The sequence below is a fragment of the Endozoicomonas sp. PH6C genome (genome assembly GCF_059322965.1).
In genome coordinates this window covers 6,250,079-6,269,374 of record NZ_CP185342.1, presented here as the reverse complement: position 1 = coordinate 6,269,374, position 19,296 = coordinate 6,250,079, and the positions used below count along the sequence as shown (strand labels likewise).

At 47.6% G+C, this 19,296-nt stretch carries 16 protein-coding genes; 7 read left to right on the top strand and 9 right to left on the bottom strand.

The window, feature by feature from the left end; translation table 11 throughout:
- Positions 1-261: a hypothetical protein gene (locus ACOMG9_RS21980; RefSeq protein WP_448218480.1), complete on the bottom strand. Its 261-nt coding sequence runs from the start codon at positions 259-261 to the stop codon at positions 1-3.
- A 319-nt stretch (positions 262-580) separates the two neighbouring features.
- On the opposite strand from ACOMG9_RS21980, the gene ACOMG9_RS21975 reads away from it, so the two are divergent.
- Positions 581-1,156 carry a hypothetical protein gene (locus tag ACOMG9_RS21975; protein WP_448218479.1) on the top strand — a complete coding sequence of 192 codons (576 nt, stop codon included), beginning with the start codon at positions 581-583 and terminating at the stop codon, positions 1,154-1,156.
- 170 nt (positions 1,157-1,326) lie between these two features.
- Positions 1,327-3,111 carry an acyl-CoA dehydrogenase C-terminal domain-containing protein gene (locus tag ACOMG9_RS21970; protein ID WP_448218478.1) on the top strand — a complete coding sequence of 595 codons (1,785 nt, stop codon included), beginning with the start codon at positions 1,327-1,329 and terminating at the stop codon, positions 3,109-3,111.
- Positions 3,112-3,345: 234 nt separating this feature from the next.
- Here ACOMG9_RS21970 and ACOMG9_RS21965 read toward each other — a convergent pair whose 3' ends face one another.
- The 5 genes from ACOMG9_RS21965 to ACOMG9_RS21945 form a co-directional block, all read right to left on the bottom strand.
- Positions 3,346-5,778: an ATP-binding protein gene (locus ACOMG9_RS21965; RefSeq protein ID WP_448218477.1), complete on the bottom strand. Its 2,433-nt coding sequence runs from the start codon at positions 5,776-5,778 to the stop codon at positions 3,346-3,348.
- A 78-nt stretch (positions 5,779-5,856) separates the two neighbouring features.
- Positions 5,857-6,399: a YfiR family protein gene (locus ACOMG9_RS21960; RefSeq protein ID WP_448218476.1), complete on the bottom strand. Its 543-nt coding sequence runs from the start codon at positions 6,397-6,399 to the stop codon at positions 5,857-5,859.
- Positions 6,400-6,421: 22 nt separating this feature from the next.
- A complete protein-coding gene (locus tag ACOMG9_RS21955; RefSeq protein WP_494529418.1) occupies positions 6,422-8,521 on the bottom strand; it encodes a TonB-dependent receptor plug domain-containing protein in 2,100 nt (699 codons plus the stop codon).
- A gap of 185 nt (positions 8,522-8,706) precedes the next feature.
- Complete coding sequence (locus ACOMG9_RS21950) at positions 8,707-10,092, bottom strand: S8 family peptidase (RefSeq protein ID WP_448218474.1); 1,386 nt, start codon at positions 10,090-10,092, stop codon at positions 8,707-8,709.
- A gap of 37 nt (positions 10,093-10,129) precedes the next feature.
- Positions 10,130-10,477, bottom strand: a complete 348-nt coding sequence (locus ACOMG9_RS21945) for a hypothetical protein (RefSeq protein WP_494529417.1) — start codon at positions 10,475-10,477, stop codon at positions 10,130-10,132.
- Positions 10,478-10,571: 94 nt separating this feature from the next.
- On the opposite strand from ACOMG9_RS21945, the gene ACOMG9_RS21940 reads away from it, so the two are divergent.
- The gene (locus ACOMG9_RS21940) at positions 10,572-11,093 is read left to right on the top strand and encodes a YHS domain-containing (seleno)protein (RefSeq protein ID WP_448218472.1); all 522 of its coding nucleotides are present in this window, start codon (positions 10,572-10,574) and stop codon (positions 11,091-11,093) included.
- Between the two features lie 258 nt (positions 11,094-11,351).
- On the top strand, positions 11,352-13,130 hold the full coding sequence (locus ACOMG9_RS21935) for a bifunctional lysophospholipid acyltransferase family protein/GNAT family N-acetyltransferase (RefSeq protein WP_448218471.1): 1,779 nt from the start codon (positions 11,352-11,354) through the stop codon (positions 13,128-13,130).
- A 15-nt stretch (positions 13,131-13,145) separates the two neighbouring features.
- Here ACOMG9_RS21935 and ACOMG9_RS21930 read toward each other — a convergent pair whose 3' ends face one another.
- The gene (locus ACOMG9_RS21930; protein ID WP_448218470.1) at positions 13,146-13,691 is read right to left on the bottom strand and encodes a DinB family protein; all 546 of its coding nucleotides are present in this window, start codon (positions 13,689-13,691) and stop codon (positions 13,146-13,148) included.
- Positions 13,692-13,968: 277 nt separating this feature from the next.
- On the opposite strand from ACOMG9_RS21930, the gene gcvH reads away from it, so the two are divergent.
- The gene (gcvH, locus tag ACOMG9_RS21925) at positions 13,969-14,361 is read left to right on the top strand and encodes a glycine cleavage system protein GcvH (RefSeq protein WP_448218469.1); all 393 of its coding nucleotides are present in this window, start codon (positions 13,969-13,971) and stop codon (positions 14,359-14,361) included.
- A gap of 26 nt (positions 14,362-14,387) precedes the next feature.
- The gene (locus ACOMG9_RS21920; RefSeq protein ID WP_422412359.1) at positions 14,388-15,146 is read left to right on the top strand and encodes a HesA/MoeB/ThiF family protein; all 759 of its coding nucleotides are present in this window, start codon (positions 14,388-14,390) and stop codon (positions 15,144-15,146) included.
- Between the two features lie 5 nt (positions 15,147-15,151).
- On the opposite strand, the gene ACOMG9_RS21915 is transcribed toward ACOMG9_RS21920, so the two are convergent.
- Positions 15,152-15,412, bottom strand: a complete 261-nt coding sequence (locus ACOMG9_RS21915; RefSeq protein WP_422135563.1) for a TfoX/Sxy family protein — start codon at positions 15,410-15,412, stop codon at positions 15,152-15,154.
- Positions 15,413-15,559: 147 nt separating this feature from the next.
- Complete coding sequence (locus ACOMG9_RS21910; protein WP_494529416.1) at positions 15,560-16,693, bottom strand: P-loop nucleotide/nucleoside kinase family protein; 1,134 nt, start codon at positions 16,691-16,693, stop codon at positions 15,560-15,562.
- A gap of 215 nt (positions 16,694-16,908) precedes the next feature.
- On the opposite strand from ACOMG9_RS21910, the gene mrcB reads away from it, so the two are divergent.
- A complete protein-coding gene (gene mrcB, locus ACOMG9_RS21905) occupies positions 16,909-19,254 on the top strand; it encodes a penicillin-binding protein 1B (RefSeq protein ID WP_448218467.1) in 2,346 nt (781 codons plus the stop codon).
- The last annotated feature ends 42 nt before the right edge of the window (positions 19,255-19,296 follow it).

Sequence of the window (19,296 nt, the reverse complement as noted above, 5' to 3'; positions counted from 1 at the left end):
CTAGGAAGTTTCATCGAGAATAACAAAACTGAGGAGGGTAACGGGAAGAGCGATTAGCATCACAATGTGTATAACCGGATTAATCAGCATTAACAGTCCGGCTGCGATCCAGATGTTTTTGACAATCTTTTTCTTGGCTCGATAAGAGCCAGTCAAGGTTCGACGATAAAAGTGACGTTTATCGGGCAGCTGATCCTGCATCCAGTCTGGCTGCCATGTGATTTTCAGCATCATGCTGATCAGGGTTATAAGATACCGCATAAACATTCCTTTGAAATATGCGCAGTTATTTAATAAAAATGCAGTCTGGTGATTTTTTTCCAGACACTGTTTTGAGTCTAATGTTTTTTGCCTAACCTCCAACGCTGGTCTATAAAAAAACACGGCATTAGTCCTTTTTCAAAGTCCGTGGAGATATAAGTACCTAACCGGAGCTGTATTAGGCGAGGCGATGAGCAAGCAGAAAACACTAATAAATCCCTTATCGGGCTTTTTTAAGCAATCCATTAATTCTTTCTTACAGATATTTCTTCTTTTGATACCCTGCGGCTTGAAAGTGCAAGCGGCTGAAAATAATGAAATGAACTACGAGCTTCGGGCTCATCAGGGGCATTTGCAATGGTTAGAGCCGACAGACATTCTATTGGCTGTTGACACAGACCTTAAAAACTTGCAGATCAGGGATGAGGGCTCGCATGGGAAAGAAGAACTCGTTTCAGTCACTGCAGACACTTCTTTGCCTTATGACAGTTTTAACAAGGAGACAGATTGGGTCGATCAAATTTGGGGTCGTCCTTCCAGAGATCATCTTTACCTGGGCATGTGGACCTTTCATCTTGAGGGTGGTGATGATCAGGAAAGCAACAATAAGCTGATCGCTTTCTCCTATGAAGGTTATTACGGCGCAACTCTCATTAATACTCACTGTGACAGAGTCTGGTCTGGAGGTGTGCAGCGAACTCTGTATCAACAAAAATATGGAGCCTTTGATATAGAGGCAGGGTATCGCGCAGGGATTGTCTATGGATATAAGGAATATCTAAGCCGTGTCTTCCCTCTGGTTCAGGCCGTACTCGACATCGACTATAAGGGGTTTGGTGTTGAGTTATCCTATGCGGCGGTGGTTTTCTCTGCGGGTTTTTATTACCGTTTCTAATGCCCTGAACGTTTGCCACCCTTATCAAAAAATACCACAAATTGGAGATGTCGTTTTTTTGTAGTTAAAAATTCAAACGTTAGTTTAAAACATTCCTTTTAGCCCCTGTTCCTCTGGGGTAAAATGACCGGACACTGATTAAAAACATTAAAATTTCAGGAGTGTCCCCCATGGCAGACTATCAGGCACCTCTCCGTGATATGCGCTTTGTAATGTACGAAGTGTTCAATACCGACAAGCGATGGAGTCAGTGGCCTGCTACCCAGGAAGTGGTTGATCGTGAAACGGCTGATGCTTTCCTGGAAGAAGGTGCCAAACTGGCTGCGAGAACAGTGGCTCCTCTCAACCGGGAAGGTGATGAGGAAGGTTGCCACTGGAGTGAAGAAGGCGTTACCACTCCGAAAGGCTATAAAGAAGCCTATCGGTTGTTTTCAGAAGCTGGTTTGACAGGCATCGCGGGCAATCCCGAGTATGGTGGTATCGGGATGCCAAAAGCACTGAGTGCACAATTTGATGAAATGTTCAGCAGTGCCAGCCTGGCCTTTATCCTCTACCCGAGCCTGACATCCGGTTCTGCGCTGGCGATTGATGCCCACGCCAGCGAAGAGCTTAAGTCCCTTTATCTTCCCAGACTCTATTCCGGCGAATGGACGGGAGCTATGTGCCTGACTGAGTCACACAGTGGAACAGACCTGGGTATAATCAGAACCCGGGCGGAAGATAATGGTGACGGTTCCTACAACATTACCGGCACCAAGATTTTCATTACTGCCGGTGAGCATGATCTGACAGAAAACATCATTTATCTGGTTCTGGCCAAATTGCCCGATGCACCTGCCGGACCCAAAGGTATTTCCATGTTCCTGGTACCCAAGGTAAATGTGAATGAAGATGGGACTCTGGCAGATAGAAACCAGGTTCACTGTGGTTCTCTGGAACACAAAATGGGGATCAAGGGTTCAGCCACCTGTGTCATGAACTTTGATGGCGCCAAAGGTTACCTGGTGGGAGATGTTAACAAGGGTCTTAACGCTATGTTCACCATGATGAACTATGAGCGACTCTTTGTCGGTATTCAGGGACTGGGCACCAGTGAAATGTCTTATCAGTCAGCTCTCGAATATGCTCTGGACAGAGTTCAGGGCCGGGCAGCTACCGGTCCGCAACAGCCTGAAAAGGCTGCCGATCCGATCATTGTGCATGGCGATGTTCGAAGAATGCTGCTTAACATGAAAGCTCTGAACGAGGGTGGGCGAGCTTTTTCAACCTATGTCGCGAATCTGCTGGATACCGCCAAGTTCAGCCCGGATGAAACAGAAAGAAACCAGGCTTCAGATCAGGTGGGCCTGTTGACCCCCGTTGTGAAAGCGTTCCTGACCGATATGGGCCTTGAAAGCTGTGTTTCCGGTCAGCAGGTATTTGGTGGTCATGGTTACATTCGTGAGTGGGGACAGGAGCAACTGGTCAGGGATGTTCGTATTGCCCAGATTTATGAAGGCACCAATGGCATTCAGGCACTGGATCTGCTGGGTCGCAAGATCGCTATGAATGGTGGTACCTCATTCAAACAATTTGCCGCTAATGTCAGGCGTTTTATTGCTGAAGGACAAGGCGATGAGTTCACTGCTCCTCTGGAAGCAGCTCTGGTCAAACTTGAGACCCTGACAGATGATCTGCTGAGTCAGGCTGCCAATGATCCGAATGTGATTAATTCCAGCTGTAATGATTATCTGCATGCGTTTTCATACGTTTGTTATGCCTGGATGTGGGCGATGATGGTAAGAGAAGCTCAAGCCAAGTTGTCAGCAGGCACTCAGGAAGATGAATTTTATCAGGCCAAGATTATTACTGCCCGATACTTTTACCAGCGTTTATTGCCCAGAATGGAAGGTTTACTCGTTTCTGCAGCTTCTGGAACAGAAGCGCTTTATGAATTGTCGGCTGAACAATTTTGATAGCGAATAGTTTCCACATTTAATCAATCAATAAAGCCTTTCTTCACTCGGGTGTTGAAAGGTTTTTTCATTTTTGGGTAATTGTCTATGATTAAAGTACTGGGCTATCAATCTACATGGAATGTAGAGGCAGGGACGCAAAATAATGAGCAGGATGCTCACAGGGAGTCAGCCCGGTATTCATTAACCTCGCAATGCGAGGTTTTTCTTTTCTGGGAAAAAATTAATTATGGCTCAGAGTGATTTAAGTGCCTCAGTGGTTTTAATCAAAGCCTCTTCGAGCTCAGGAATTAAGTGAATGGCATTGGAGAGCTGATTATCTTTGCCCATTTTTTCCACTTCCAGTGCAATACCCGTCAACAGTGTTGCACCAAAGTTATTACTACTGGACTTTAATGTATGGGCTGCCCGAATCATAACCTGTAAGTCTGCTTCTTTTGAGGCGTTCTGAATGTCTTTCAACAGTGATGGAGCATCTTCAAGATAGCTTTCAACAAGGCTGTCAAATTCGTCTTCCATGATGTCTTTCAGGGTATCCAGAGTGGCCATATCCAGAATCGGGTCTTGATCTTCTGTTTCAAGGCTTTCTTCCAGCTCAAGGCTGTCTTCTGTTTCTATCTTTTCGGAAACAGGTTTAATATCTGATTCGAAATCATTGTCATTAAAATCATTAATCAGCCATTGGCTCAGTTTCTCTTTGAGGGTATTGGTCTTAATGGGCTTGCTCAAATAATCGTCCATGCCGGATGCCAGACATTTCTCCCTGTCTCCCTGCATGGCATTGGCAGTCAGGGCAATAATGGGAGTGCGTGGCAGGTTATGAGCACTTTCTCGTTTTCTTATCAGGCCGGTGGCTTCATAGCCACTCATTGCCGGCATCTGGCAGTCCATGAGTATCAGATCATAAGTCTGATTATGGCTCATACTGACTGCTTCATTGCCATCTGCTGCAATGTCAGTTTGATTTAATCCGATTTTTTTTAACATACTGACAGCGACTTTCTGGTTAACCAGGTTGTCCTCAACCAGAAGAATTCGAATGTGATGACTAAAGGCATTCTCGTCGACAGTCAGTCCTGTTATGTCTTGCGGAGCATGACTGGTATTGTCAGGCTTGAGTGTCTGAGAGTCAGATACATTCAGGTCCAGAACAAATGAGAACGTAGAGCCCAGGTTCAAAGCACTGGATACCTTGACCTCACTGCCCATCAGCTCTAGTAACTGTCTGGATATCGTGAGCCCCAGGCCGGTACCACCAAACTTGCGGGTGGTGCTACCGTCGGCCTGGGTAAAGGCTGAGAACAGATTGGTCAGTACATCGGGTGCGATACCAATACCGGTGTCTTTTACTGAAAATTCCACTTTGACCCGGTTTTCCCTGGCTTCCAACATATTCAGTCGGACAATCACCTCACCTTCTTCAGTAAACTTGACAGCATTACCCACAAGATTGGTGAGTACCTGTCTCAGTCGTACCGGATCTCCCTGCAAAATAGCAGGTAGATCTACATCGGTATAACAGCTTAAATCCAGACCTTTTTCTCGGGCTTCGACTGCCAGAAGGGCACAGATATCCTCAGCGATCTCTGCAGGGTTCATGTTAATGGATTCAATATCCATCTTTCCTGCTTCAATTTTGGAAAAATCGAGGATGTTGTTAATAATCAGCAGCAACACATCTGCGGAGTTATAGGCAGTCTCCAGAAAGTCCTGCTGTGCTGGATTAAGGTGTGTATCTTTTAACAACTCCAGCATACCCAGAACGCCATTCATAGGCGTGCGGATTTCATGACTCATATTGGCGAGAAAAGCGCTTTTAGCCTTGGCTGCTTCAAGGGCTGCTTCCTTGGCTTCATGCAGTTCAGAAATATTATCTTTAAGTTCGCGGTTGGCACTGTGTAACTCTCTGGTTCTTTCGGCAACAGAAGCTTCGAGATTTTCGCGATGTTGTTGCAGTCTCTTGTCCCGTTCTTTTATCTGCATCAGCATTTCGTTGAAGCAGTCGTACAGCTGACCAATCTCATCGTTATCAAATTTTTGAACCTGATGATCATACTGTTCGTTTTTGGTCATCTGGGAGATGGTGTTGGCTAGCTCAGTAATGGGTTTAGCCAGTAATCTCTGCAGTTTTGAGGCAAGAATAGAGGTCAGAATGATAGAGATCAGGGCGGCTAACAAGGCTAAAAAAAGGTTTTCAGTCAGCTCTATATACAGAGGTGACAGATCACCCTGAATGTAGATAGCACCAATCAATTGTTGATCGAGAACAATGGGGCGGTACAAGTGGAGACGGGTACTGCTGAAAAGAGTAACAGGACGTTCAGGGTCTTTTATTGAGAAGGCCCAGGGACTTTGATTGGAACGATGATAGGCAGCAATCTCTTCACCGTCAGCATTTAAAAGAAAAGCGGATTGAACATGGGGAGCGCTGCCAAAACCGGTTAACAGTTTTTTGGCAGAGTTTTCATCCCCAAAAAGCAGAGCGGCATGAGCATTGGAACCTACAACCTCTGCCAGAGTTTCCATATGTTCAACCAGAGAGGCCCGAGACTTCATAAGATCGCTGATACTCTGAATGGACAAAGTTACCAGAAGTACCGCATACGCCGTGATGAGCATGGCATAACGCAATTTTCGCTTGATAGGCAGATTTCTGAACGTCACCATGATTGATTGCTTGACTGAAAAAGGTTTTCATCCCGAATGGGATGAAAACGAGTGACTAATGTTTTTCGTGTGGCTTTTTTACTCAATGACTTTGGCCAGACTTTTTAGTTGAGAGCTGATCTTCAGACCTGACTTATCCACAGAGGATTTGTTAATGGTGAAGTTGATCTTCTTCCCCTTCCGAGCCAAACCAATTAATCCACCCTGCTCGGCAAATGAACGACCGTCACTTATGGTTAGAATAGGCTTGCCATTAAGACTACGGGTCATTTTTGAAGAGGAAGCCTGGTCAATGCTGTGGATATACAGAATGTCGCACAGCTTATCCACAGGCGCATTCAAATCTTTTCGGGTGACAGAAAGGCGTCTGCCCATACTGCTTTTACGGTTAATTTTGACCAACTCACTATTAATTGAACCTTCTCCAATAATACAGAGAGTGAGGCTTTGCTTTTTCTTTGGCCAGCTCACGAATTTGGTGATTTTATAAACAATGGCTGTTTTGACCTTGTCCTCCGGTGTGCCAGCTTTGACTGCACTGGTAAAGAACATCACCGACAAACTGGCCGTTATCAGCAGCAGTCTTATGTTTGATTTGATCATGTTGATTGGCATCGGCATGAAGTAATCCTCCTTCATCCGATTAAAATTGCCAGCGAATCTGGGCGTACCATGATTCCCGGGTTTCTGTTGGTGCCATACCACTCAGAGGTTCGTAGAACTCCCGGTGGTGATTCCTGAAGAGATTCTGTCCCACAATTGAGAACTCAAGACCGTCCCCAAGCTTTTTCGCGACTCGCATATCCAGCGATGTGTTGGCTCCGATACTGGCATTTTTCAAGTTGTCCATGTAGCGGACCCAGAAGTCAAAATACCACTGATTAGGCAGGTTCATTGTGGATCGAATGTTTGCTGTGTTGGAGGCACTCAGACCTTCGACAATTCTTTCATTGGTTTCCAGAAAGTCTGCTTGTGACTGATTTGGTGACGCATCCACCTGAAGCCAACTGTAGGTAAACTGCAGCTTCCACCAGTCTTTTGCATGCCAGTCCGCAACGACTTCAAGTCCGTAGGTTCTGGTATCCAGGCCATTGATCAGTGTGGTAGGTAATCGAACGACGCCGGGAACCGGACAGAGATTAAGCATTGAACCCGATGCTGGCGATGGAACTCTCAGTGCAGCAGTGCCATCAGGGCATACAGTCGTGTCTACGTAAGCGATGATATCTTCGTACTGGTTGTAAAACGCGGTGATATCGAGGCGAAAGCTGTTACCAAACTGTTCACGGTAACCTACTTCCAGAGCGGTCAGCTTTTCTGACTTCAGGTCTGGATTACCCCTGATCGGAATCACGTAAGTAAGATTATTGGAATTTTCAATCGTAATACCGTCGGTCTGTAATGCGGTCTCACTGATGGAGGGGGTTTTTACCGCCTGAGACAGAGCCGTCCAGAAAGTTCTGTTTTCAGTGGGTTTCCAGGTTAAACGGGCATTAGGCTGAACCTCATAGCCTGTGAAACTGTTGTGCTCGAAACGTGAGCTGAGGGTGAAGGTCCACTGTTCATTAAGCGTGATGTCATCCTGTATGAAGGCACTGAATAACTCTGTCTTTTTCGAGTCTTTGCCCTCAAGCAGGAACATATAAGGAGTGTTGTCTACCTCATACCAGGTGGTTCTGTAGCCGAGTCCCCAGACCAGATCGTGTTTGCCCCAGAACTGATAGTAGTGCTGAAACTCAAAATCAACCGTGTCACGTTTTTCGGCAATCCGGTAATCAAAGTTCTGGTAGTTGTCGTAGATCGCCCTGAAGGAGAAATCATGAGTTTCACTCAGGGTTCTTTTCCAATAAGCGCCCAGATTACCACCACGTTGATCCCGGCTGAGCCCACTGACAATAAAGCTGTTGGTCATTTGTGGAATCAGTGGCTGAGATTGATCAAACAGGCGTAAGGGAGGTCGGGTGGTCCCTTCGTAAAGATCTCCCTGAACAGTCATCTCTGAGTCAGAGGTTGTTTTCCACTCTGATTTGAAACCGGCTCTGCGCATATTCCAGTCATCTGAAGTATCTTTACCTTCAGCGTCGAGCTGGCCATCCCGTTCGAAGGCTTTCGCATAAACGCGGTAGAAACCGGTTTCGCCAAACTCGCCACCATGGCGATAGGCTCCGAAGGCCTTTTCCTGAGTGCCTGCGCCGGCTGAAATCAGGTTCCCCTGGGTGTCTGCTGCTTTCTTGGTAATGACGTTAATGACACCGTTGACGGCATTGGCTCCCCAGAGTGCTGCTCCGGGTCCCCGGATAACCTCGATCCGGTCGATGTCTTCCATCACGGTGTCCTGAACATCCCAGTTCACACCAGAAAACAGCGGGGAGTAAACGGTTCTGCCATCAATCAGAACCAGCAGTTTGTTAGCGAAGATGTAGTTAAATCCGCGGGTACTGATTGACCAGGTGTTGGCGTTGAGTTTTGCCACCTGCATGCCCGGCACCATTCTCAGGGCTTCTGGAATGGAAGTGACGCCGCTGCGACGAAGGTCTTCATTGGTGATGACATAGATAGCGGCAGCGGAATCCATCAGACGCTGCTTTTTTCGGGATACCGACGTGACATCTGGAATCTCCATGGAAATCAGCTCTTCAAGGCTGAGTTCAAAAAGATCCTCGTCTTCCTGTGATTCGGCGATAGCCTGGCTGCCTGCGAAAATACATGAGGCCAGCAGTGTGGGTAGAAATTTAGTGTTCAAGGTTCCGCTCCGTGGATTTAAATCCCAACACTGCTGAAGTTGAAGATTCAAAAAAAGGTCTTCTTTAAACCCTAGCTGACCTGTAGAAATTTGAATTGGAAAAGCCGGATTCTGCACATTGGGCAGATAAAGGTGCTTTCCAGGGGATAAAGGGTGCAGGCTCGAAAGAGCCTGCGATTGGCCATTTATTCGTCTCTGGCATCCAGTACAGCAGCACCGGCATCGAGAATGCCGGCGCCACAACGACGGGTATTACAGGTACCACCAGAAAAAGAACGGGCATTGAGTTTAATGATCTCTTCCACTCTGGCCGGTGTGATATTGGGGTTGACTGAGTATATGAGCGCCGCTACTCCGGCAACATGGGGAGTGGCCATGCTGGTGCCCTGATAATACTCGTAATTATCCCGGGTAGCCGAAGTGGCACCCGCATTGGCTGTGGAAAGGATACCGTTTCCGTAATAGCGAGTCTCTCCACCAGGTGCTGAAATATCCACATGACTGCCAAAGTTTGAATACCAGCTGCGGTTGCCGCTGCGATTAATAGCACCCACTGTAATCACATTTTGACAGTTGGCTGGCGTGACATAAGCGGCGTTGGTGTTTTCATTACCCGCTGCGACAACGACGGTCACCCCGGCATTGACCACTTCATTGATGGCATTTTGATAACTGCGGGGGCAGCCGTAGGAATAACCACCGAGACTCATATTAAGGACTTTTACCGGGTTGTTATTACGAGTCATGCCGTAAACATCCAGTCCGGCTGCCCAGCGCATGGCATCAATAATATCTGAGGTGTAACCGCCGCATCGGCCCAGGGCGCGCAGAGGCATGATTTTGGCATTCCAGGCAACACCCGCCACGCCAGTGCTGTTGTTTGATTCTGCCGCAATGGTGCCGGAGACGTGGGTTCCATGCCAGCTGCTCTCGGTGGGGGACGATGGCACCGGTTCTCCATTGGCATAGCCACAGGCTCCGGCTGAAGTGACAGCATCGCCTGAATCAGTGGCATTAGTGTCACGGCCGCCACCGTCATTGGCCATCCACGCCTGTGATATGAAATCATGGCCTGACACTACATTGCCATCCAGATCCTTGTGATAGACGATGCCAGTATCTATAACGCCCACAACAACATTCGCACCTGTTGTCGTATTCCAGGCGGCGGGCAGATTAATGCCTGCTGTGGATTCAAAATAATGCCATTGCTCGTTGTAGCGTGAATCATTGGGCACGCGCATGATTTGCATAATGTAGTCTGGTTCAGCGAAGGCAATCTGAGGATCGTCTTCCAGACCCTCTGCCAGTGCCTGGACCTCATTAATGTTCAGGCTGCTGCCAATCTCAAGAATGTCTTTCTGCTTACCCGCAGCAACACCAAAGGAGCCATAACTGACTCCCTGCTTGATGAATGCCATGGCATTGCCTTCGGTGGGTTTGGGGTGATATTTAACAATGATTCGGTCGGTAACCTGACGGGGAGCTGTCGCGTTTTCTATTTCCTGGCTCGAGGCCATCAGGGGAGTGAATCCGAGAAAAGTCAGTATTAAAGCAATCCTTGCTTTCATGGCGAGATATCCTTACCTCTGGTTATTATTGGCGTGGTTAAATCAGTATGGTTGAAGATAAACAGCACGACACAGTATCTTCAAAAGAAGTGTCAGCCGGTCTGTAGTTATCTTCATCAATTTCTACTGAGCTTGGAGAGGCCGTTGATAAAGTGGCTGAAGGTTCGCCGACTATTTTTGTAGCTGCATAGATATTCGATTTAGAGATATAAATTCTCCAATAAATGGCAAAAATTACTATATAATTTAACTGAACGGTGCCAGCAGAAAAGCAGCCTTTGTCTGGGATTGCAGAAGTTCTCTCAGAGAAGTCTATCGAGTTCTTTTTATCAGTATCTACTCTTTCGACTGGGATGGCTGAATCGGTGCCAGCGATTTCGCTCAACTTTCTTCCTGGTGTTGTATCAACAATGGAAGCATGAGCGGAAGCTTTTCAGGCAATATCCGGATACGGAGTCATTGTCCGCAGGGAGGCGAGGATGATCCGCACTGCTTATTATGAAAATGCCACTGTTTCTAATCCTGAAGCTATTTTTATAGTCTGGTGTGAACGGCATTTTTTGCTCATGGCTGTATTAGCCCTGATGTTACTGTTCAGTTGCAATGCCATTGCTGACAAGAACATTTATACCGGCTGGTTCAGTAATAAAGCCGTCAGTGGTTACGATACGGTAGCTTACTTTACGGAAGCAAAAGCCGTTAAGGGCAATGCCCGGTTCAAATACAAGTACATGGGGGTAGAGTGGTACTTTTCCTCAGAAAAACACCTGAAGATTTTCAAGAAATCGCCCGATAAATATCGGCCTCAATACGGCGGTTACTGTGCCTGGGCTGTCGCCGAGAAAAAGCAAAGAGCACCGGGTGATCCGAATTATTGGAAAATTGTGGATAATAAGTTGTATCTGAATTATGACGCAGACATTCAGGGAAAGTGGCTGAAGGATATACCGGGCTTCATCAGGCTGGGGGATGCGAACTGGCCAACAATGATGGCTCATTAATCCAGGCAGCGCATGATTCAACAGCGAGGTCCTGGTATCTCGCTCATTTCTCAAATGCATATCGTCACAGTGTCTTCATATCCTGTTCACTGAATTGTCATTAACCCTTTCTAGTCTTGCTAATAAAGTTCAGCTTGTTCATTAAAAAAACAGGAAGCTGGCCAGCCTTATGAGCAGGAGCAAAGCGTTGTAGCTATCTACAGAAGAGGTATGGCTCAAATAGGCCCATAGCTAAAAAAGCGAGAAAGGGAAAATAGGATGACTCCTCAACGTTCTCCGTTCAGACTTCCACAAAAAACACGGTCTGGCTTGCCTGAGGCTGCTGCCGAGTGGCTCCTGGGCCTGAAAACCATCGACCAGATTTATAAAAGAGAGGTGAATGAAGAATACCCCTCAGATGATTTTCTCAAGCTGGTACTGAAAATATTTAATATTCAGCATCAGGTGGCTTCAGGGCATCGGGATTCAATTCCGGCGACAGGCTCATCCGTTATAGTGGCCAATCATCCTTTTGGCGGAATTGAAGGCGTAGCCCTTGCTGATTTATTGTTGCAGGTTCGTCCTGATGTAAAAGTGCTGACGAATGAATTGCTGTGTCGAATTCATGAATTGAAAGAGCTGTTCATAGGCGTGGACATCATCAGCACCGATGCCCGAATGAAAAATGTAAATGCCATCGAAGAAGCCCGAAAATGGGTGGAAGAGGGTCATCAGCTGCTGATTTTTCCTGCCGGAGAAGTGTCCAGTCTGGATCTCTCTCTGAGGCAGGTCACCGATCCCAGGTGGAGAAATACCGCTGCCCGAATTATCCGGCAAACAATGGCCAAAGTGACACCGGTATTCATCGAAGGCCAGAATGGTTGGTTATTTCAGGCCATGGGATTGATTCATCCCCGTTTGAGAACGGCCAGATTGATCAGGGAGCTTCTAAACAAAAGAGGTTCAACCCTGAGCTTTCGCATAGGTCGAACACTGGATTATTCAGACTATCAATCCATGAGTTCTGACTCGGCACTGACCAATTATCTGCGTTTGAATACATACCTGCTATCCACACATGATCCGGCACAGACAAAACGGGTTTCCATGCCTCCAAAAGAACGAAAAATGCAGCCCATTGTCGATCCTGTTTCCCCTGAAAAGGTGAAAGCCAATGTTCAACAGTTGCCAGAGGAGTGCCTGCTGCTGGAAAAGGGTGAAATGAGTGTTTATTGTGCCGGTGCGGAGCAGCTGCTTGAAGTCTTGCCGGAAATTGGCCGTCTCAGAGAGGTGACCTTCAGAGGCGTGGGAGAAGGTACCGGTAAACCCAGAGATCTTGATCAGTATGATGAGGACTATCTGCATCTGTTTCTCTGGAATCAGAAAGAAGAAAAAATTATGGGAGCTTATCGGATCGGCCAAGTTGATCAGGTCCTTCGCTCCAGAGGCATCCATGGCATTTATTCCCGCAGTTTATTCCGCTACCACGCTGAGTTTATTCACAAGCTGGGCAGTTGTCTGGAGATGGGGCGGTCGTTTGTAGTGCCTGAATATCAGAGGAGTTTGAGTGCCCTGATGATGCTCTGGAAAGGGATTGGTGCCTATGTAGTTGCCAATCCATGTTACAAGGTACTGTTTGGACCCGTCAGCATCAGCAGTGATTACAGAGAGGTTTCCCGTCAGTTAATGGCGGGCTGCCTGTCTGTGAATAACTCGGACACTGTGCTTCGTGATCTGGTTCAACCGACAACCCCTCTGAAGCCGGGTAAAGAGCGCTTTTGGAATCAGTCCGATTTGATGGGATTGACGGATTTTGAAACCCTCTCTTCTCTGGTTCAGCAAATTGAGAAAGACAAGAAAGGTATACCGATCCTGTTAAAGCACTATTTGAAACTGAGCGGTGAGCTGGCAGCTTTCAATGTTGATCGCGACTTTAACAATGCCCTGGATGGATTGATTATTGTCGATCTTCTGAAAGTGGACGAAAGAACGCTTAATAAATACATGGGAGCCGCAGGCGCTAAAGCTTTCCTCGAATATAACCGGCCTGCGGCATAAGGCCTGTACTTTCGCTCACGGGTGCTGTGAATCAGTCATTGTTTGGGTGGATTCTTCAGTGCGGGCTCGATGCTGTCTGGTGGAGGTAGCTACACCAAAATTGACGGGCAAACTGACGCCCTCCTGCGTCAGTATCAGGGCGATCAGGGCAAGATGATGGGTGGTATGATTCTGCAGAAAGAGCAGCTCTCTGATGATACTGCTGCTGGTTTCAATGGGACTTCCCGAGTTCGTGACAGCCACCACTGATACGGTTTCGGGGTAATGTGACATATTCTGGCTACCGAGCAGGATGCGGAGATTTTTCAGGTAGTCCATGGCCTGCTCTATTGATTCTTCCAGCAGCTGATTCCGGGGACGATTGTCATAATCAATAGCACCGTAATCGAGCCCTTTGAAAAAGCAATGATAGAACTCAATAATGTGCCTGACATGGGTACCTACTGAACTCGACGAAAGCGATGTGCTCTTTTTATATTGCTCTTCGGAGAGATGGAGGAGCACTGACTCCAGCTCGGAGAGCGTGTTTATATTAAACTGGCGGGCATCGGTTAGTGTCATGATGATTCCAGATTTTTTTGTCGCGGATTCAGTCAGTCTGTCACAGTGACAAGCTCTTTGTACAGGTTCCAAACATGGGTCATGCCAACAGAATGTATTCGTCTTGAATGAAACATTGGCGAAGCCATAGTTTCTGGTTAGAATGCCTACCCTGATAAAAACAACAGCCTTTTCGACTACCTTCAGATAGTTGTGCGTTGCCGTCAGTCAGTGGCCAGCCTTGTGACTGGTAGCGGCTGAGAAGAATCAAATTGTTAAGTGACCAGAGGAATTTTCGATGAGCAGCATTCCATCCGAACTGCGTTATGTACGTTCCCATGAGTGGATCCGAATCGAAGAAGACGGTACTGCCACCATCGGTATTACCGATCACGCCCAGGAAGCTCTGGGTGATGTTGTGTTCGTTGAGCTGCCAGAAGTGGGGTCTATTCTGGCTGCTGAAGATGAAGCGGGTGTGGTTGAGTCCGTAAAAGCCGCTTCTGACCTCTATGCACCCATCTCTGGTGAAGTTATTGCCATTAACGAAGCGCTGGAAGAGGCACCTGAAACAGTGAACGGCGCACCCTACGATGAAGGTTGGTTCTTCAAGGTCAAGATCACCGACGAAGGTCAGCTGAGCGAACTGTTGGATGCTGAAGCCTACTCAGAATTCGTAGAGTCCGAGGCCTGATACAGGGCCGGGTTTGACGTTTCAAAATGAATGATGATCAGCTGCTGCGCTACAGCCGACAAATACTTTTGCCTCAGATCGATATTGAGGGGCAGGAGCGCCTGCTCAACGCCCATATAGTGATTGTTGGTATTGGCGGGTTGGGCTGTCCGGCAGCCATGTATCTTGCAGCAGCCGGAATCGGAAGACTGACTCTTATTGACCCGGATGTGGTGGATGCCACCAACCTGCAAAGACAAATTGCCTTCTCTACCGATGATATCGGACAATTTAAAGTGCATGCAGCGGCGGCAAGAATCAGCGCCATGAACCCGGGTGTTGAACTAGACCTCATTCCCAAAAAGCTTACAGAGCAGGAATTACTGAGTCTGCTGGAGAACAGCGATCTGGTTCTTGATGCTACTGATAACTTTGACAGCCGATTCATGGTGAATCGTTGCAGCGTTCGTTTGGGAGTGCCACTGGTCACGGGTGCAGCTATTCGCCTTAATGGCCAGTTAACGGTATTTGATCGCTGGCAGGAAAATGCACCTTGTTATCGTTGCCTTTACCCAGAAAAGGTAGCTGAAGAACTCAGCTGTTCGGAATCAGGCATTCTGGGACCTGTAGTGGGAACGATCGGTACCATGCAGGCACTGGAGGCGGTCAAGCTTCTAACAGGAGCGGGTAAAACATTGAATGGCAGACTGTTGATGTTTGATGCTGCCAGTATGGAATGGCAAAGCCTTCAGCTGATTGCCGATCCGGATTGTCCGGTGTGTGGCCAGGGAGAGAAGAAGGGCTGAGAGTTTCAGCCCTGATAGTTTTTCACTTCACTGAGCAGACGTTTTTTGTGCTCATTGTCAAGTTCATTCCAGTGGGCCCCGATTAAAGCACCTTCCATTGCATAAAGCAGTACTTTTGATACTTTAAAGCCTCTGTCTCTGACTTTGCAGTAGGCTGCCACGGCGCCTACTTCATGAAGCTGTTCAAGAGTTCGAATACCCACAGCGTTAAGCCACTGCACTGAAGTTTTACCAAGATTTTTTAATTCGATCAGGTCAGTTGCCATACCGGTTTTCCAAATCGTCCCAAGCGTCCATGGAGGGTGTGCTTGATATTTTTCTGAAAGTCAGAGGGAAATTTCTTTTAATGAGTTTAATGATAGACGAGTCTTTGAAGCTGCTCAGAAAACGGCAGCCGAAGAAGGAAAAATAGATCAATTCAATTGCATCGTCAGGTCAGTGAGCAGTTTTTCACGCCAATGCTTACAGGCTGTATCGAGTACTATAGTGTGTTCTTTTTCCTGATCCGAGAGCGGTTCCTCCCACTGACGTTGCTGTTTGATCAGACCTATGGTCGCCTCGGAAGCATCGGTGTTGTTGAATTGACGTTTAATAATTCGGCGTTTAAGAACATCATCGGGTGCCATGCATTTGACAATAAAATAAGGGTATTGAAGTTCGATGGCAGGCTGGCAACATAACGCTCTTTCCTTAAATTTGAGAGAAGCGCCATCAATAACAACAGAAATACCCTGACTTAACAGAGAGCGAGCGGCTTCCTGAATGGTTAAATAAGTTTTTTGGGTGGCGTCCTGTGTATAAATACTCAGCCCGGCTTCATGGCTCGATGCTTCAGGCTTGAGACCAAATAATCTTTTCCGCTCGATATCTGTTCTCAGCATGATGCAGTTGGCGTGTTTCACCAGTTCCCGACCTGCTGATGTTTTTCCGGAACCCGATAGTCCCTGCATAATGGCAAGAAATGGTTTTTTAGTCTGGCAATAGCTTTCAGCCAAATTGGCATACAGGCGATATTCAGCAAGCGCTTGTGATGTCAGTTGATCGTTAAGATCATCATACGATCGGAGCAAGACGATCCTGGCTTGAACCAGTGCTTGGTAGACCCTGTAAAAACTTAATAAACCCAGGCCCCGAAAGTCCCCGCTGATATCCATATATTTATTAACGACAAAAAAAGTTAACTCACAGAGCCCTCTGGCATCCATATTCACACAGAGGAAGCCAAGATCAGCCATGGAGTCGGTGCCGCCCTCCCGTTCTCGAATCAGGGGCCGCAATGCTTGATAGCGGTCCGAGGACCACTTTTCCACTCTGGCAAGCTGCGCAATATCTTCTTCCTGATCCAGCAAAGGTCTTATCTGATCGAAGTTTTGAGCTACCGGAAACCAGACGTGCTCTTCAGAGCCAGGGTGCTGATGGGTAGTAATGACTTCAATTTCCTGATGAAAATAAGCCAGTTGCACGGCCATATCCAGCAAAGGTTCGAGAGTTAATTGTCCCGATAAGCTGAGGGCGTCCAGCCAGTTCTCCTTTAGAAATGGGGGCATCGCTATAACATTCGATAGATTGGGAATGGTCACTGAGTATAGGCAGAGGGCTTGATTAAAGCCTCAATAAAGGAAAATTAAACGCAGGGGTTGTGGTAAACATCATAACTGGAAGCAATACTTTTTACTGATTGCGCCGTGGGAAAGTAATCCGAGATAAAAACACGGCAAACCATAGAGCTATTGCGGAAAGCTATGGCGTATAATCTCGCACCATGGTCACAAAGAAAAAAACACCGTCCCGAGGCAAGCAGTCGTCAGGACGAAAGAAGAAAGCCCAGAATGCAGGGGGGCTCAGGCGCTGGTTTCCGGTTCTGGTAAAGCTGGGAGTAGTCGGCCTGATTTTGCTTGCTGCCTATTCGGTTTATCTGGACGCTGTTGTTACTCAAAAGTTTGAAGGCAAGAAATGGGCGATTCCTGCCCAGGTGTATTCTCGCCCTCTGGAGCTTTATGAGGGACAGCTCCTCAACCCGAATGAGCTGCAGGCTCAACTTCGCCGCCAGGGTTATCAGGCCGTCAGAGATGTCAGGCGACCCGGTACCTTTGCCCGCTCCGGGAATCGTTTCACTATTTACAGCAGGGGTTTTCATTTCCCGGATGGTGCTGAACCTTCCCGTTATGCCAGTGTCGTATTTTCTGGTAATGAAGTCGTCAGTCTTAGAGGAAAAGCCGCCGAAAATATTCCATTGCTAAGATTGGACCCTCAACTGATAGGAGGCATTTATCCCTCAACCTTTGAGGATCGCATTCTTATCCGAGAATCCCAGGCACCAAAGCATCTGACCAAAGCCTTGTTAGCGATAGAAGACAAGAATTTTTATGACCACTGGGGGATTTCACCGAGCTCGATAGCCAGAGCATTTCTGGTCAATCTGAGAGCAGGAGGGGTCATACAGGGTGGGAGCACACTGACTCAGCAGCTGGTCAAAAACTTTTATTTGAGCAATGAACGAACCCTGACCCGAAAAATCAATGAAGCGATCATGTCGGTGCTACTGGACTTTCATTATTCTAAAGATGACATTCTGGAAACCTATTTGAATGAAGTATACCTGGGGCAGCACGGTCGGCGGGCTATTCACGGCTTTGGTCTGGCCAGTCATTTCTACTTTGCTCAGCCCATTCAGGAGCTAAGTACTGCCCGTGTTGCTCTGCTGGTGGGGCTGGTTAAAGGTCCCTCCTATTACGATCCAAGACGTTTTCCCGGAAGAGCAAAGGAGCGCAGAAATCTGGTACTCGATGTGATGGCAGATGAAGGCGTTGTGTCTCGCTCTGAAGCTGAACGATCCAAAAAACTGCCTTTGGGCGTTGTGACCCGTGAACAGCTTAATACCAGTGCTTATCCCGCGTACATTGATATGGTGAAAAAACAGCTCAGGGAAGATTACGACGAACGTGATCTTACCTCGGAAGGCCTCAGAATTTTTACCAATATGGACCCCATTATCCAGCGTTTTGCGCAGGCAAGTATGACTGATACTGTGGATCAACTTGAAAAAGATAATCCTGATCTGCAGGGAGCCATGGTGGTGACCTCCGCCCAGACCGGCGATCTTCTGGCGGTAGTAGGCGACAAAAATCCGGGTTATGTCGGTTTTAACCGGGCTCTGGATGCACGGCGCCCTGTAGGCTCATTGCTTAAGCCAGCAATCTATCTGACGGGGCTGGAGCAGCCTTCGCGCTATACGTTAACGACACCTGTCAATGATTCTCCTATCCAGGTAGATGACGGACAGGGCGGACTCTGGAAGCCTGCCAATTACGATGGCAAGTCCAGAGGCATAGTGCCTTTGCAAGAGGCACTGGCCAGGTCTTACAATCAGGCGGCAATCCAGACCGGTATGGCTCTGGGTCTGAATAATGTTCTGAACACTATTGAGCGTTTGGGGATTGAGAAAAACCTGCCACCCTATCCCTCCGTCATGTTGGGAGCCGCATCCCTTTCCCTTATGGATGTCGCCTCCATGTACCAGACCATCGCCAGTGGCGGCTTCAGGATGCCATTGCGGGCCATTGATGCGGTAGTGGATGCCCGTGGACAACCCCTGAGGCGCTACAGTCTCTCGGTTGAGAGAGCTTTCGACTCTGCTCCTATGGAGCTTTTGCGACATGCCATGGGTCAGGTCATGAGAGAAGGTACCGGGCGTCGTGCATACTGGAGTATCAGTCAGGATATTCAGTTAGCAGGAAAGAGTGGCACCACCAATGACCTGAGAGACAGCTGGTTTGCGGGTTTTACCGGAAATCTGATGGCAGTGGCCTGGTTAGGGAATGACGACAACAGTCCGACCAACCTGACTGGCAGTAGTGGTGCTCTCAGAGTCTGGACACGTCTTATGCAACAGGTGCCAATCAAGTCGGTGCAGCCTTTGAACAGTGAACAGATTGAGTACGTCTGGACAAAACCGGCAGAAAATGTAAGAACAGGGAAGAGCTGTGAGGGAGCGGTAAAAGTCCCTTATATAAAGGGTTCAGAGCCCGAGGATTATCAGGGCTGTGGTCGAACTGTGATTGAGCCCGCCAAAACTCTGTTTGATTCTATAAAATCATGGTTTGAGTGAATGCCTGTAGCGAGACAAAAGTGAAACGATTAATACCTCTGC

Bases quoted from the DNA above. Each gene is read 5' to 3' on its own strand.
- ACOMG9_RS21980 (WP_448218480.1), bottom strand. From the start codon at position 261: ATGCGGTATCTTATAACCCTGATCAGCATGATGCTGAAAATCACATGG.
- ACOMG9_RS21975 (WP_448218479.1), top strand. From the start codon at position 581: ATGAACTACGAGCTTCGGGCTCATCAGGGGCATTTGCAATGGTTAGAG.
- ACOMG9_RS21970 (WP_448218478.1), top strand. From the start codon at position 1,327: ATGGCAGACTATCAGGCACCTCTCCGTGATATGCGCTTTGTAATGTAC.
- ACOMG9_RS21965 (WP_448218477.1), bottom strand. From the start codon at position 5,778: ATGGTGACGTTCAGAAATCTGCCTATCAAGCGAAAATTGCGTTATGCC.
- ACOMG9_RS21960 (WP_448218476.1), bottom strand. From the start codon at position 6,399: ATGCCGATGCCAATCAACATGATCAAATCAAACATAAGACTGCTGCTG.
- ACOMG9_RS21950 (WP_448218474.1), bottom strand. From the start codon at position 10,092: ATGAAAGCAAGGATTGCTTTAATACTGACTTTTCTCGGATTCACTCCC.
- ACOMG9_RS21940 (WP_448218472.1), top strand. From the start codon at position 10,572: ATGATCCGCACTGCTTATTATGAAAATGCCACTGTTTCTAATCCTGAA.
- ACOMG9_RS21935 (WP_448218471.1), top strand. From the start codon at position 11,352: ATGACTCCTCAACGTTCTCCGTTCAGACTTCCACAAAAAACACGGTCT.
- ACOMG9_RS21930 (WP_448218470.1), bottom strand. From the start codon at position 13,691: ATGACACTAACCGATGCCCGCCAGTTTAATATAAACACGCTCTCCGAG.
- gcvH (WP_448218469.1), top strand. From the start codon at position 13,969: ATGAGCAGCATTCCATCCGAACTGCGTTATGTACGTTCCCATGAGTGG.
- ACOMG9_RS21920 (WP_422412359.1), top strand. From the start codon at position 14,388: ATGAATGATGATCAGCTGCTGCGCTACAGCCGACAAATACTTTTGCCT.
- ACOMG9_RS21915 (WP_422135563.1), bottom strand. From the start codon at position 15,412: ATGGCAACTGACCTGATCGAATTAAAAAATCTTGGTAAAACTTCAGTG.
- ACOMG9_RS21910 (WP_494529416.1), bottom strand. From the start codon at position 16,693: ATGCCCCCATTTCTAAAGGAGAACTGGCTGGACGCCCTCAGCTTATCG.
- mrcB (WP_448218467.1), top strand. From the start codon at position 16,909: ATGGTCACAAAGAAAAAAACACCGTCCCGAGGCAAGCAGTCGTCAGGA.